The following is a 14,808-nucleotide window of genomic DNA, read 5'->3' on the forward strand; positions in this document are numbered from 1 at the left end:
CTTATCTTGTTTTGCGTTCGTGACGGTAGCGGTACAGGCGGTCGAGTGTGAGGGCGACAACAGTAGCGCCAAAGGATGCAAGCAAGGTCGTGCCGACAATTTCTACAGGATTGGCTGAGCCGTATTGCATGCGAATGGCAATCATCGTCGTCGGTATCAGCGTAATACTGGCGGTATTAATCGCAAGCAGCGTACACATGGCAGGAGTGGCCTTCTGCTTGTCAGGGTTCAGCTTCTGAAGCTCTTCCATCGCCTTCAGTCCCATGGGAGTAGCGGCATTTCCCAGCCCCAGCAGGTTGGCGCTCATATTGGACAGAATGTATCCCATCGCCGGATGGCCTTTCGGCACGTCGGGAAACAGGCGGCTGATAATGGGCGAAAGCAGCCTGGCCAGCCCTTCCAAAAGGCCGCTCTTCTCCGCTATCCGCATCATCCCCATCCAGAACGCCAGGACACTCAACAGGCCAAAGCAGACGGTCACCCCCGTCTTGGCACCCTCGAAAGCCGCCTGGTTCACCGCTTCGATCCGGCCGTTGAGCGCACCAACGACGATACTGATCACGATCAAGGCAAGCCAGATGTAGTTAAGCACTCCACATTCCCCCTGCGATGATCTTCCATACCCTCTCCCAGAAGGTTGGATGATGGCCGCTTTTCGCCATGGTCGGCGAGTCGCCCAGAACCGCGAGCGGAACCTGCCCGATCTGCCGGTCGCCGATAAATATTTGCAAAAAGCCGGCATGACTCCCCGCGACCGCTTGGCTGACCTGCTTCTCGGTCAAGACAACCTTTTTCTTGATCTGTGCGGTTTCCTCTTTTCGCAGCGGATAAATCCATTCGTTGAGCGCCGCCAGCCTGATCCCCTGGCCCCTGTCGGACAACGCTGTCTCCACGATCTCCCCTTTTTCTACCACGGTGACATTGGAAAACTGCTGAAAGCCCCAATCCATCAACGCCATCGAATCATTCCAGTCATCCGGTGCATTGAGCGTAATCGTTGCCAACTGCCTTCCGTCTCTGGTCGCCGAGGATGCGAGACATCTTTTCGCCAGCTTGGTATAGCCTGTCTTCACGCCGTCTGCGCCCTGGTACAGATGGAGCAATTTGTTCTTGTTTTGCAGCCGGCGGTCGTACTCCTCGCCTTCCCAGGAGATGTTTTTTACTTTCGTGGAAACGATCTGCCGAAAGACGGGATTTTTCAGCGCATAGGCGGACAGCTTTGCCATGTCTTCCGCTGTAGAGTAGTGCATGTTGCTGTCATCAAGTCCATGCGGATTGGTGAAATTGGTGTGACTCATCCCGATCATGGCCGCTTTCTCGTTCATCAGGTAGACAAAACCGGGCACCGAACCGCCAATGTGATGGGCTACAGTAACCGCTGCGTCATTTCCGGAGCGAAGCATCAGTCCGTACAGCAGTTCCTCCAGCGTCAGCTTCTCGCCATTTTTCAAATAAATCGAGGAGCCCTCCACGCCGACAGCTTCCTTCGGCACGCTCACGATATCCTCCAACCGGCCGTTTTCAATCGCAACAATGGCTGTCATCGTCTTCGTCAAGCTGGCAATCCTCATTTTTTTCGAACCGTTTTTGGAATACAGAATCCGACCGCTGGCTACATCGATCAGGGCTGCCGCTTCCGCTGAGATTCCGGGTGCTTTGGATGCGGCTTTCACACTTGCGACATTCGGCGTCCCTAGCAGGAAAAAAAGAAAAACGACGAGCGCGCCGGACAGATATTTCCGTACGTTCATAACGTCCTCCCCATTTTGCGATACCAGTGTTTGTACCAGTATATGGGGACGAGTTATTCAATAGTACCGAATCTGTCCTGGACGAAGCTAGTCGTTTACGGGTTCTTCCGGGCTGCCAAAGAGTGCTGCAGCCTCCATTCTCGCTTCTTCAATATTTAAACTGACCGGCGGTTCCGGCAAATCGCTCAGTTCGCGCAGCCCGAAATGCTCGAGAAATTCTTTCGTCGTGGCATACAAGATGGGACGCCCTACGCCTTCGGCTCTGCCAGCCTCCCGGATCAACTGCTTGGAGAGCAGCGTATTCAGCGCCTTCTCGCATTTTACCCCGCGAATTTCCTCGATTTCCGAACGCGTAATCGGCTGTCTGTAGGCCACGATTGCCAGCGTCTCCAAGGCTGCCTGGGAAAGGGTCGACTGACTGGGGGAAGTAGCGAGTCGTTCAAAGTAGGGAACATGCTCAGGCAGTGTCGTCAATTGATACGCTCTGGCTACCTCGACAATTTGGATCCCTCGCCCGGCTCGGCGAAAATCCGCCTTCATATCCTCGATCAGATCGACAATCGTCTCTTCGGGCACTTCGACGATTTCGCTAATTTGCTTGGCGTCGATTCCCTCATCGCCCGAAATGAACAGCAGCCCCTCAATGACGCCTTTCAGCTTGTCGTAATCCATCAGCTAAAGGCCCCCTTCTTTCGATTGTTCACAGATCATGATGTCATGAAACAGCTTGGTTTGTACGCATGTAATGTGCTTGGACTTCATCAGCTCCAGCAAGGCGAGAAATGTCGTGACGATTTCCGTGCGCGTGGCATTCGCTGAAAACAACTGAAAGAAACGAACCATCCCTCCGCCAACCTTCAACAATTGGCGGATTTCCTGCATCCTGTCCTTGATCGAAATTTCATCACGGGATACTTTGGCCACCGGGTCTGTCTGGGTTACCCTTTTTACCAGCTTCTCCAAGGCGTGAAGCAGATCGTACAGCGTTACGTCCTTCACCGTATTTTCCTCTTCGCGCACATAGGGGGCCAAATTTTCCGCCGGACGGGTGAACACCTGGTTGCGGCCTACTTCCATCTCACGCAAATTCTCCGCCAGCATTTTATATCGCTTGTACTCAAGCAGTCGCTGAACGAGCTCTTCGCGGGGATCGATCTCTTCCATTTCCATATCCAGATGAGGCTGGAAGACATGCTCTTCCTTGCGCGGCAATAGCATCTTGCTCTTGATCGACAACAGCGTCGCTGCCATTACCACGAACTCGCTGGCCACGTCCAGCTGAAGCTCTTGCATCGTGTCGATCGTCGCCAAGTACTGCTCGGTGATCTCCGCGATGGGAATGTCGTAAATATCCACTTCCGCCTTGTCGATCAGATGCAAGAGGAGGTCAAGCGGCCCTTCAAAGGAATCAAGTTTGATGCTGTAAGACACGACTTCTCCCTCGTTTCTTGACTAGAACAGCGCTAAAATTGAAAAAGCAATTTCTTCCACGCTCTTCAGGGCTAATTCCAGCGGCACTCCCAGGATCAGCCCCCTGATCGCAGGCAAGAAAATTAACAACAGCAACAGCCACGGGCCGTAAATCTCCCATTTGTAAAAGAAGCTGTCCCACCGGCGCGGCGATAAAAACCGGACGATCTTCGACCCGTCCAGCGGGTGGATCGGCAGCAGGTTAAATACAAACAGCGCGCAGTTGATGACCACACAGTTGACGAGCGTCAATCTGATGGCGAGGCTCATTTTGTCGCTCATGTCCAGCAGTACGCCGGATTGCATCACCACGACGAAAATGACCATGAAAAAGACGGCCAAAATAAAGTTCACGAGCGGTCCCGCCGCTGCAACATAGACGATCCCCAGCCGTTTGTTGCCGCGAAAGTTAATCGGATTGAACGGTACGGGCTTGGCCCAGCCAAAAGGACCGAACAAGATCAAAATCAATCCGAAGGGATCGATGTGCGGAACAGGGTTTAGCGTAAGACGCCCCATTTGTTTCGCGGTGTCGTCTCCCAGTTTCCAGGCGACAAAGGCGTGTGCCCATTCATGCAACGTAAAGGCGATGACAAATGCAATCAGGCGAAAGGGCACCGTCTCCCAATCAAAGTGAAACAAATTCCCAAAGTCCATTCCGTTCTCCTCCGTAAAAAGGCTATCTTCTAGCATACCAGCAGAGCGCCGGGCTTACAAGCCTGTCTGTTCGCGGAGGAGAAGGAATCAAGCCGAGACTGGCGCCAGGAATTTGACGAGAAGCACGAGAAAAAGACTGATCCCGAAGCCGAGGAACACATTTTTCCAGCGGATCATGACAAGTACACAAATGACGCTTGCTCCCGCATACAACGGATTAAAGGTCCACTCCCCTCCCTTGACAAACAGGGAGGGAAAAATCAAAGCAGCGAATATGCCCAGCGGAATCATGTCCAGGCCGTTTTTAAGCCGCGCAGTGAAAAAAGACTCCGGCAAAGTAAGAAACGCCCTGCGCGTAAAATAAGTCACGATGCCCATCGCCAGGATTAGCAAAAACATACGCAAATCGCCGTTCATCCCGCTTTTCGCTCCTCTCCTTGCGCTCCCTTGCCTCCGTCTGCGGGCTTTCGGATAAATCCGACTGCAAATGCGAGCAGTCCGGCTCCCAGGACATGCAGGCCGCTGGTTGAGGCCATGCTCAAAAGACAGGCCACAGCACCGCAGCCGAGGAAAATCGCTACGCGGATTGGCGAAGACAGCATGCCGACTGACAGCGCAAGAAACATGGCGGTGAAGCTGTACTCAAGCCCAAACCTTTGCGGGTCCGGCAGCAAGTACCCGAACAAGCTGCCCAGCCATGTACCCAGCGCCCAGAACAAATGCAGAAAAAGGCTTACGGATAAAATGTAGGACTTGTCGAAGCCGTACTGCTGAATCCGGTTGTAGGTGATCGCATACTGTTCGTCTGACAGGAAAAACGCGATGAGATCGGCAAATCTTTTGTTTTGCCTGGAATAGTAGGGAGCCAGAGACATCGCCATAAGAAAATGCCTCGAATTCATGAAAAAGGTGACCATGACCATCGTCCAAAAGCCAGCCCCTTCCACCAGCATGGGCAGAACCGCAAATTGCGACGAGCCCGCATGTACAAAAAAGGACATCCATACGCTTTCTGCTGTGCTCATGCCAGTCTGCAGAGCCAGCATGCCGAATATCCCGCCAAAGACCAGAAAGCTCATGCCGACGGGGACGGAATCCCGGATTCCTTGCTTCCACGAGGCCATCTGTTGTTGCTCGTTCATCAGCTTTCCACCGCGGCCGGCAGCACGGCCCTTACTTCCATCCGCTTGTTGTTTTTCCCTTTGCTTTTTATATCGGTGATCACCAATGACCCGATTTCACTCGTTCGCTTTACATGCGTGCCCCCGCAAGCCTGCTCATCGATTGAGCCGATCGCCACAAGCCGCACCTCACGGACGGCTGGAGGCAGCAGGCTGATCATCGTTTTGATCATGCCGGAAGTCGCCTCGGCCTCCTCCCTGCTGACAGTCCGGTACGTGATCAGATGATCTTCGGCAATGATGCGGTTCGCTTCTCTGACAATCTCCTCCACCTCTTCTGAGGACAAGTCCTGCAATTGGTTGAAATCAATGCGCGCACGCTCGGGATATATTTGGTTTCCGGTGCAAAGAGCGCCGTATTTTTCATAAACGACCGCTCCGAGCACATGCAGCAGACTGTGATGCCGCATCAACCCGTACCGGCGCTGCCAGTCGATCTTTACTACTGCCTCTCCTTCGTTCAGCGTCTCGGCACCCTTTACGTAATGAACGATTTGGCCAGCTTCCTTTTTGACCTGATAGACTTCATATGCGTGCCCATTTTGCATCAATACACCTGTATCGCATTCCTGGCCCCCGCCAGTCGGATAAAAGATGGTCTGATCCAAAATGACTTTTTCGCCGTCTACCCGTTTAATCAAAACGGTGCATTCCTGATTGTAGCTGTCCTCCAAAAACAATGTCTGGGTCATTTCTGTTTCCTCCTGTTTATGAAGTTAGTATACTAACGACTAATATAGTGCCGGTAAAAAACGGTTCACTCTTCCATGAACCGCTTGCCGGTCACTACCTCGGACAAAATCCGATTGCTGCGCCAAAGCTTTTCCAGTTTTTCAGAGCCAAATTCTCTCGTCAGCTCTTCGATCATGATGTCATGCCTGATGTACTCGACTGCAACCTGAACGAGTGCAGGATCGGTCGTTTTGACAGCCCATGCCACGCCCTTTTCCGAAAAGTGGGCAATGACCACTTCTTCTCCGTCCCGAGCCGCGATCGTCAGTCTTCCGCCCATCCGCTCCTCAACCACTTCTGGCGGCATATAATTGTGGTGGAAGGTACTCCCCAAGCGTTTATCCTCGCTGCCGAACAGGATCGAGTAAACCGAAACGCCCCGCTTCAGCAGTGTCTGCACGCAAGGAAGTAAAGCCTCGTACTGCTGCTCCCAGACCGACAGCCAGCATTCCTGCTTGCTTCGCTCCATAACGGCCAGCATCTCGTTTAACACTGCCTGCTTGCCTCGAATATGCCAGATCACGTCCATTTCCGTCGTATTTCCTACAGATTCCAAGGCCTGCTCCAGGTAATCGAGCGTCTCTTCCATGCCTTTTCGCAGACGGCCAATCAACTCCTTGGCAGGGACTGGAGCGTATTTGACCGGATCGGAAGGAACGGTGTGAACGGCCTCTCTGTCCAGCAGCTTGCCGAGCACCTCATAAATCATCGAACGGGGCACTCCGGTGCGCTTGCTAAGCTCGTATCCGGTAATCGGCGACCCTTGCAGCAAGCCGACATAAGCTTTGCACTCGTACAAGGAAAAGTTCAGTTTTTGCAGTTCTCTGTAGATTTCTTCCATGATTGCTCCGTTAGTAGTTTGACTTATAACTACTATTTATCACAAACCGCCAATATATGTCAATCCTTGATTCGGTCTTCTTGGTTGATTGCAGCCTCGGTATATTCTGCTGGCCGGTCTTCATAAAAAAACCCGCGTCATCGATTCGCGGGTTTTGTGCCACATTCGGCGTTTTTTATTCAGAAATCGTTACTTCCTTCATTTTGTCGCCCTGCTTGATTTTGTCTACGTGCTCCATGCCTTCCACCACTTGTCCGAAAACGGTGTGAACCCCGTCCAGATGCGGGAAAGCATCGTAGCAGATGAAGAACTGGCTGCCGCCGGTGTCCTTGCCTGCGTGAGCCATGGACAGAGCGCCGCGAACGTGTTTGTGCGGGTTTCCTTTGGTTTCGCATTTGATGGTGTAGCCAGGGCCGCCAGTACCAGTGCCATGCGGGCAGCCGCCTTGGGCAACGAAGCCAGGGATTACGCGGTGGAACGTCAGGCCGTTATAGAAACCCTCTTTGGACAATTTTTCAAAGTTGGCTACCGTGCCGGGCGCTTCCTTTTCAAACAGCTCCAGCTTTACGGTTCCGCCGTTTTCCAATTCGATTGTTGCATACTTGCTCATATGTAAGGACCCCTTTCAGTCTCGAAATATGTACGACTACGATTATACGCGAATCAGACAAAAAAGGAAAACAGTAGATCAAAGGTGCAATGCCCCGAGCGCAGTGACACGCTTATTTCCCTGACACACCGCGGACAAGCAAGCAGTTCGAATATCCGACAGAATGCCTTAACACTCCTGGACTGCGTCAGAAAAACTGACCCCGTGCTCCTCCGCTTTGTCGGCGACAAATACGGTTCCCGGAATGCTTTTGGCGATTTTTTTCATCGCAGCGGCTTGCTGGGCGAGCTCCTCGACACTGCCAAATCGTCCTGGTGAAAGCCGCACACCTGCCATCGACATCGACAGTCCATTCGCGTCTGTGAGATTGCGCCTGTGATAAATATCTAAGAAATAGGATGAAAACGCCTGGATTATGAAAGCAGTCATCGCATCCAGACAATTTGGCGTTGTCATGACGATGAAATCATCCCCGCCGATGTGTCCGAGAAAATCGCGCTCATTGCCATAGTGCTGCACCGCTTCCTTTAACATTCTGGCCGTTCTCACGATAATTTGATCGCCCACTTCAAACCCGTAGCGATCATTGAACCATTTGAACCTGTCCAGATCACAGTAAATGACGACCTGCTGCTCGCTTCTTTTGATCCTCGCCTGCAGCTCCCGTTCGATCTGGACGTTTCCCGGCAGCCCTGTCAACGGATTGGCAGAGCTGGCCATCTCGAGCTTGATGGACGCCATTTTATCAAGCAAGCTCTGAACCGTAATAATTCCGATGTATTCCCCATTGTCACCGGTGATCACCACGACGTCGTAGAGGTGATAGGCATCCCGGGCCATTGCCCTTTTGGACACCTCATCTATCTGGTCGTCTTTTTTGACCGTGAGCGGATTCGTATTCATGATTTGCGAAATCGGCCGTTCATAGTAAAGTGCGATCCCGTATTGCCCTCCCAAAATTTGATAGAGCTGAAATCGCATCACCAGCCCGATCGGTTTGCCTTCTTCCAGCACGACGACACTTTCGATTCGCTGGTTCTGTTCAAAGATTTGATGGACCTGACGCACTTTTGTCTGTTTTCCCACACAGATCGTCTTGGTCACAATGTCAGTCATGACGGGGGCGTGAATTCGCGGCTCCCGATCTGTTTTGGCGCTTGCTTCGCGGACACGGCGAAGAAAATTCATGGCCTGGCCCGAGATGTGTGCCATCCCTTTTGCCGGAGATCCGAGATAGAAGCCTTGTCCGTATGTAACCCCCAGCTCCATCAGCGACTCCAGCTCCCGTTCCGTCTCGATGCCTTCGGCGATGATTTTGCACTTCACCTTTTCAGCGAATTGCACAATCGTTTCCAGCAGCGCCTGTTTGATCGGATCGACGTCAATATTGCGGATGAGCGACATATCCAGCTTGATGAAATCGGGATAGATTTCGGTGATGGATTCCAGACTGGAATAGCCCGCTCCGGCGTCGTCGACCGCCACCAGATACCCCTTTTTCCGGTATTCCTCGATAATTTTGCGAAAGACGCTGTAATTGCTGATGGCATGCCGCTCGGTAATCTCAAGTACGATATTATGCGGATTCAGCTTGGTCTGCTCCAGCAGCTTGATCAGGTCCCCGCGCAATAAATACGGGTCGTCAATCGCTCTCGGATCAATGTTGATAAACATCTTTTGGTGCGGCTTTAGATATCGGAGATGCTCCAATGCCCGCTTCCTGCAAATATGCTCCAGCCGAAACACGGTATCCGTCTCCTCGGCATAGCCAAACAAGGCAGCGGGAGAGAAAAAAGGCGTGTTCTCCGGTCCTCTGGCCAAAGCCTCCCACCCGAGCGGCATGCCGTCCCGCAGGTCGACGATCGGCATGAACTGCGTGTGAATGTCTTCATCCTGCAGCAGCTTGTGGTACTGTGTCACGAATGTATACTTCTCAGAAGAAATCCCGTATTTCGCCATGTGGACGGCATGCTTGACAGACGTGTACATCTCTTTGACGACGTCCTGGCCAGGAAATGCCGCATAGCCGATATGCACCCGCAGGTCCTCCCGGTTGACAAAGCTCACATGCCGATTGAGCTGCAATTCGGCCTGCTCCTGAAAGCTGATCGAGAGAAGCCGGCATTCCTCCTCATGGGAGCCTTTCGGAAAGGAAACATAGATGGCAAAATCGTCTCCCCACAGCTTTTGAATGGCTAATACCCGCCCCTTGATCTCCAGTACATCCTGGCAGACCGTGGGCAGCGTCCGCTCAAATATATGCAGCACTCTTTTCGCGATCAAATCCCCATAGCGATTTTCGATGTCCGTCAATTTGACGATGTCTACGTAAAACAGGACGACCGTCGCACCGTTGCCCACTTCCTCGGCAATCATCGACGTGATCGTTCGACGTTTGTCCAGAGCGAAGACGGAAAATCGGCGGAATCGCTTTCGCAATTTAGACCACATCATGGCTCTTGCCTCCTCGCCCCCTCATTATGACAAGGGACTCTTAAGGCCATGTAAAGAGTTAATGAACATTTTATAAATGCAGCAGTCTTGAGAACGAATGGATCAGAGGACGAATAGAAAAGACCTTCCCCTGTACAGCAGGGAAGGTCTTGGTCTGATGTAAGTTAGCGCAACACTTTCGAGCCTTTGGGCAGTAAGTCCTGACTTACCACATCGGCAAATGTTTCTCGTTTTACGACCAGTTCCGCCGTACCGTCATGAACAAAGACAACGGCGGGGCGCGGAATGCGATTGTAATTGTTGGACATGGCGTAGCCGTATGCGCCTGTGCTGCTGACAGCCAAAATGTCGCCGGCTTTCGCTCGAGGCAAGGCAATGTCCCTGATGAGCATGTCGCCGGTTTCGCAGCACTTTCCCGCGATGGAGACCGTTTCCGTGTCAGCCTCGTTCATCCGATTGGCAATTGCTGCTTCATACTGGGCCTGGTAGAGAGCCGGTCTCAGGTTGTCGGTCATCCCGCCATTGACAGCGACGTACTTGCGAACATTGGGAATTTCCTTTTGGGACCCGATGTGATACAAAGTGGTTCCTGCATCGCCGATAATGCTTCGGCCCGGCTCAATCCACAGCTCAGGCAGCGGCATTTGCCGGTCGGAAAGCTCGGCCCGAACCGCAGCCGTGATCGCTTTGACATAATCGCCCGGCGCCAGCGGTGTATCGCCTTCTACATAACGAATGCCAAACCCGCCGCCGACATTCAGCACTTGGGAAATAAAACCGAATTTTTCTTTGGCCTCTTCAAGCAATTCCACCAAACGTTTGATCGCGACCAAAAATCCGTCTGTTTCAAAAATCTGCGAACCGATATGGCTGTGGACACCGAGCAGATGCAGCCACTTGCTTTCGTTCGCCTGGCGGATCGCTTCCAAAGCCTGCCCGCTCTTTACGTCAAACCCGAATTTCGAATCCTGCTGCCCAGTGGAGATGTACTCATGCGTATGCGCCTCTACGCCTGGCGTCACGCGCAGCAGTACAGCTACCTTCTCCTGTCTTTCCTCGCCGAGCTGGGCCAGCAGCGAAAGCTCATAAAAGTTGTCAACGACAAAGCAGCCGATCCGGGCATCCAGAGCCATCTCTATTTCTTCTATGGACTTGTTATTGCCATGAAAGTGGATACGCTCCACTGGGAAGCCAGCCTGGAGAGCCGTGAACAATTCTCCCCCCGACACGACGTCAAGGGACAGCCCTTCCTCTTCAATCAGCTTGCACATCGCCATCGTACAAAACGCTTTGCTGGCGTATGCTACTTGAAATGAAAATCCCGATTCGCGAAAAGCGTCCACGAAGGCTCGACACTTGCTGCGAATCAGCGCTTCATCGTACACGTATAAAGGCGTTCCATACTCAGCAGCCAAATCCGTGACGTCGCAACCTCCAATTTCCAAGTGGCCCTTCTCATTGACTCGACTAGTTCCGTGTAGATACATCCCCAAATCCTCCCCGATACGCTGCTGGATAAATGTTCGTGTAGCGCCGCTTCTCTATATAGAAAGGCAACTGTATGACCTTACAGTTGCCACCTCTACCTGCTTTGGCTTATCAATCAATTTACTATAATAAAGCGCATTTGACAATGGGTGAAGCCTTCATTGTCAGAATATTTATTGCCGGGAAGAGTTGGGTGAACGGACAATGCTCGGCCGTCTGTTTTTCATCGGGACAGCCATCCTCACCAAGATATCCTTCATGGCTTTAAAGTTGAAGGGAATGAACGGCCACAGATACGGCGTATCGAGAGAGCGTGTCACAGCGAGACCGATGAGAACGACAAGCAAGCCGATCATCAGACCCGCAGTCGAGAAAAATCCGACCATCAGGATCAAGAATATCCGTACCAGCCGATTTGCCAAGCTCAGCTCGTAGCTGGGAGTCGCGAACATACCGACAGCTGCGACGGCCAGGTACAAAATGACTTCAGGGGCAAACAGCCCGACGTCGATGGCGACATCCCCGACCAAGATCGCAGCCAGCAGACCCATCGCGATTGACAGAGGGGAAGGCGTATGGATGGCAGCCATCCTCATCAGATCAAGTCCAACCTCCGCCATCAAAAATTGTGCCAGCAGCGGTATGCTCCCTTTGTCCTTGATCCCGATGAAATGCAGCGGTTCGGGGATGAGCGATGGATGCATGGCCAACAACAGCCAGACGGGGAGCAAAAATACCGAAGCAAAGATGCCAAAGAAACGCACCCAGCGAAGGTACGCTCCAACGACGGGGGTCTGTCTGTATTCTTCTGCGTGCTGTACATGGTGAAAATACGTGGCCGGTGTAATCATGACACTCGGCGAGGTATCCACGTAGATCAGCACATGCCCTTCCAGCAAATGGACGGCGGCCACATCCGGCCTCTCCGTATAGCGTACGAGCGGAAACGGATTAAAGGTCTTGCCGATGATGAACTCTTCCACCGTCTTCTCGGCCATCGGGATGCCGTCAATCTGGATATTTTGCAGCCGGTGTTTTAATTTATCAATCAGCTCTGTATTGGCCACACCCTTGATATAGGCGATGGCTACATCCGTTTTTGTCCTTTCTCCGATTTGCATGATCTCAAACCGCAAGCGTTCATCCCGGATACGCCTGCGTGTCAGTACGGTGTTGAGCACAAGCGTTTCGGTAAAACCGTCATGCGCACCGCGTACAATCCGTTCCGTATCCGGCTCCTCTGGCGAGCGTGTCGGCAACACTTTTGCGTCCATGATGATGGCATTGTGTGAACCTTCGATGACGAGTCCGACCTGACCGACGAGCAGTTTATCGATGAACTCATTTGCCGTTGCCACCTTGGCCATTTGAAAGTAAGGAATATATCTGTGGTACAAGTGCTCAAAAACATCGGCAGGCAGCTCTCTCTCCCGCAAGTCATTCAAATCCCGGAGAACCTGCGTAATGATGTTGTCGCTCGCAAAGCCATTGATGTAGTACAACAAAATGCGAGTCCGGCCAACTGTAAATTCGTGAACCCCGACGTCAAAGCTAACTCCAATGCCAAGCTTGTCGTTTAGGTATTCCTTGTTTTCATCCAGATCTTCCACGATCAGCCGCTTCTTCTCACTCTTGGTTTCCGGCATGGAACCCGCTCCTTTCCAATATCCAATTCACTGCAGCCATGGTAATCGGGCAACCATTGCGCAAGCTGTCCCTCCCTTGCATTTTTCCAATATCGCCGATTCCGATGATATTGGGCACATTAAGCTTGTTCAGGATATCGACGGTATCTCCGTAGATTCGGTTCTCCAGCTCTGTTTCCGCATAACCGTGTTTGTCAACAGCCTCATTGACAATCCGGCCGAGGTTGTCCACGGAAACCTTGACCGCAGCCCCGTTCACCCACTTTGTATTGGATGCCACTGCAATCGCACCCAGCACTTCGATATCGGGATGTTTGACAACGTATTCGATTGCCTGCTCTCCGCGGCCCCGACCCCTGTCTCCGTTGTCGTCAAACATGATCAGAACGGGGTCTTGCGGCGTCATTTTGATCAGCTCGACCATTTGGCTTCCGCTCAGCGGCGTCGGATTCCCCGCCGACAACGAAACCGCTCGTCCCCCAATCTTTCTGGCTATCATTTCTACCACTCTTTGCGCTACATGATCACCGTCTGTGATCAGAATGACCTTCCGTCGCTTTTCTGGCATGCACCTCTCCCCTTCCTCTTCACGGGGGGATCATCCCTTTGGTTTAAAGACTAGCGACGCCAGGAACCCGAACGCGATAGCGGCGGAGATGCCCGCACTCGTAACTTCAAAGATTCCCGTAACGACTCCGATCAGGCCGTGCTGCTCCGCTTCCGATATGGCGCCATGGTATAGGGAATGGCCGAAGCTGGTGATCGGAACAGTCGCTCCCGCACCGGCAAAATCAATCAACTTGTCATAGACGCCAATAAAATCGAGCGCAACCCCGGCGACGACCAGCGTGCTCATCACGTGGGCGGGGGTCAGCTTCGCCACGTCCAGCAACAACTGACCGATCACGCAAATCAATCCGCCAACAACAAAGGCGATCACATATTCCATCAGCTTCCTCCTCCTTCTATCGAAACCGCATGGGCTATGCAGGGAATGGAGTTGCCCTGCTGATAGCTGACCGGGCTTAGCAATGCACCAGTTGCACATACCAAAACCTTGTTTAGCTTTCCTTTGTTCAACTGGTCCATGATATAGCTGTACGTCACTACTGCACTGCTGGCACATCCGCTGCCGCCGGCAAAAACCTCCTGATCCGGCGAGTACACCATCAGACCGCAGTCGTTGTAAACCCGGTCCAAATCGTACCCATCCATTTTCATCAGGTCCTTGAGGATGGGAAATCCGACGGCTGCGAGATCTCCTGTTACAATCAAATCGTAATCATTCGGATTGCGGCCGGTATCCTTGAAATGTGTCTGCAAGGTAGATGCTGCAGCAGGCGCCATCGCCGATCCCATGTCAAATGGGTCTTTAATCCCCATATCGACGACTTTGCCGATCGTGGCGTACGTAATCCGCGGCCCGCTCCCGCCAGTACCGACAACGGCAGCACCCGCTCCTGTCACCGTCCATTGTGCCGATGGCGGCTTCTGTCCGCCGTACTCGGTTGGATAACGGTATTGCCGCTCGGCTGTCGCATTGTGGCTGCTGCAAGCGGCTAATGCTTTATTCGCATACCCGGCGTTGATCTGGGCAGCGGCATTGGCCAGGGTGAGCATCGAAGTCGAGCAAGCCCCGTACATGCCCATGAGCGGAATCGACACCTTCTCGGCAGTAAAGCTGGTCGTAATGTTTTGGTTCAGCAAATCCCCGGCGAAAAACACGTCAATGTCCTGTCCGCTCAGATTCGCTTTGTCCAAAGCAAGATTAACGGCATCCTCCAGCAGCTGTCTTTCCGCGTTCTCCCACGAGTCCTGTCCGGCATACATATCGTCGTAGACCTTGTCGAACAAGGCTCCGAGAGGTCCCTCCCCTTCTTTTGGTCCGACAGCAGTGGCTGTTGATAGAATGCGGACGTCATTCGGGAAGTGCCAGGTCTGCCGGCTTACCCGAAAATCGCTGGATCCATTATTCATA

At 52.6% G+C, this 14,808-nt stretch carries 16 protein-coding genes; all 16 read right to left on the minus strand.

Annotated elements, in window-relative coordinates; genetic code table 11:
* Window position 1 precedes the first annotated feature (1 nt).
* Entirely contained in the window at window positions 2-592 is a 591-nt protein-coding gene (locus V5G20_RS16125; RefSeq protein ID WP_003387162.1) for a nucleoside recognition domain-containing protein, read from the minus strand.
* Window positions 585-1,751, minus strand: a complete 1,167-nt coding sequence (locus V5G20_RS16130) for a D-alanyl-D-alanine carboxypeptidase family protein (protein WP_003387163.1) — start codon at window positions 1,749-1,751, stop codon at window positions 585-587. The genes V5G20_RS16125 and V5G20_RS16130 overlap by 8 nt, the downstream gene beginning before the upstream one ends.
* Before the next feature lie 87 nt (window positions 1,752-1,838).
* Window positions 1,839-2,423: an SMC-Scp complex subunit ScpB gene (gene scpB / locus V5G20_RS16135; RefSeq protein ID WP_003387165.1), complete on the minus strand. Its 585-nt coding sequence runs from the start codon at window positions 2,421-2,423 to the stop codon at window positions 1,839-1,841.
* Window positions 2,424-2,426: 3 nt separating this feature from the next.
* Window positions 2,427-3,182, minus strand: a complete 756-nt coding sequence (locus tag V5G20_RS16140; protein ID WP_003387167.1) for a segregation and condensation protein A — start codon at window positions 3,180-3,182, stop codon at window positions 2,427-2,429.
* A 21-nt stretch (window positions 3,183-3,203) separates the two neighbouring features.
* The gene (locus V5G20_RS16145; protein WP_003387168.1) at window positions 3,204-3,878 is read right to left on the minus strand and encodes a site-2 protease family protein; all 675 of its coding nucleotides are present in this window, start codon (window positions 3,876-3,878) and stop codon (window positions 3,204-3,206) included.
* An 87-nt stretch (window positions 3,879-3,965) separates the two neighbouring features.
* Window positions 3,966-4,295 (minus strand): AzlD domain-containing protein, encoded by a 330-nt coding sequence (locus V5G20_RS16150; protein WP_003387169.1) that lies wholly within the window; start codon window positions 4,293-4,295, stop codon window positions 3,966-3,968.
* Window positions 4,292-5,020: an AzlC family ABC transporter permease gene (locus V5G20_RS16155; protein WP_003387170.1), complete on the minus strand. Its 729-nt coding sequence runs from the start codon at window positions 5,018-5,020 to the stop codon at window positions 4,292-4,294. Before V5G20_RS16155 ends, V5G20_RS16150 begins: the two co-directional genes overlap by 4 nt.
* Window positions 5,020-5,751 (minus strand): alanyl-tRNA editing protein, encoded by a 732-nt coding sequence (locus V5G20_RS16160; RefSeq protein WP_003387171.1) that lies wholly within the window; start codon window positions 5,749-5,751, stop codon window positions 5,020-5,022. Before V5G20_RS16160 ends, V5G20_RS16155 begins: the two co-directional genes overlap by 1 nt.
* Window positions 5,752-5,816: 65 nt before the next feature.
* Window positions 5,817-6,632, minus strand: coding sequence for a TrmB family transcriptional regulator (locus V5G20_RS16165; RefSeq protein ID WP_031931827.1), 816 nt, complete (start codon window positions 6,630-6,632; stop codon window positions 5,817-5,819).
* A 175-nt stretch (window positions 6,633-6,807) separates the two neighbouring features.
* Window positions 6,808-7,242 carry a peptidylprolyl isomerase gene (locus tag V5G20_RS16170; protein WP_003387173.1) on the minus strand — a complete coding sequence of 145 codons (435 nt, stop codon included), beginning with the start codon at window positions 7,240-7,242 and terminating at the stop codon, window positions 6,808-6,810.
* Window positions 7,243-7,410: 168 nt separating this feature from the next.
* The gene (locus tag V5G20_RS16175) at window positions 7,411-9,693 is read right to left on the minus strand and encodes a bifunctional diguanylate cyclase/phosphodiesterase (protein WP_338463476.1); all 2,283 of its coding nucleotides are present in this window, start codon (window positions 9,691-9,693) and stop codon (window positions 7,411-7,413) included.
* A gap of 167 nt (window positions 9,694-9,860) precedes the next feature.
* Window positions 9,861-11,183, minus strand: a complete 1,323-nt coding sequence (gene lysA, locus V5G20_RS16180; protein WP_338461311.1) for a diaminopimelate decarboxylase — start codon at window positions 11,181-11,183, stop codon at window positions 9,861-9,863.
* Window positions 11,184-11,357: 174 nt separating this feature from the next.
* Window positions 11,358-12,830, minus strand: a complete 1,473-nt coding sequence (locus V5G20_RS16185; RefSeq protein ID WP_003387176.1) for a spore germination protein — start codon at window positions 12,828-12,830, stop codon at window positions 11,358-11,360.
* Window positions 12,811-13,398 carry a stage V sporulation protein AE gene (locus tag V5G20_RS16190; RefSeq protein WP_003387181.1) on the minus strand — a complete coding sequence of 196 codons (588 nt, stop codon included), beginning with the start codon at window positions 13,396-13,398 and terminating at the stop codon, window positions 12,811-12,813. The genes V5G20_RS16185 and V5G20_RS16190 overlap by 20 nt, the downstream gene beginning before the upstream one ends.
* 30 nt (window positions 13,399-13,428) lie before the next feature.
* Complete coding sequence (spoVAE, locus tag V5G20_RS16195; RefSeq protein WP_003387182.1) at window positions 13,429-13,779, minus strand: stage V sporulation protein AE; 351 nt, start codon at window positions 13,777-13,779, stop codon at window positions 13,429-13,431.
* Window positions 13,779-14,807: a stage V sporulation protein AD gene (spoVAD, locus tag V5G20_RS16200; RefSeq protein ID WP_003387183.1), complete on the minus strand. Its 1,029-nt coding sequence runs from the start codon at window positions 14,805-14,807 to the stop codon at window positions 13,779-13,781. The genes spoVAE and spoVAD overlap by 1 nt, the downstream gene beginning before the upstream one ends.
* Window position 14,808 lies beyond the last annotated feature (1 nt).

This window comes from Brevibacillus borstelensis, assembly GCF_036700025.1.
Lineage (GTDB): Bacteria > Bacillota > Bacilli > Brevibacillales > Brevibacillaceae > Brevibacillus > Brevibacillus borstelensis.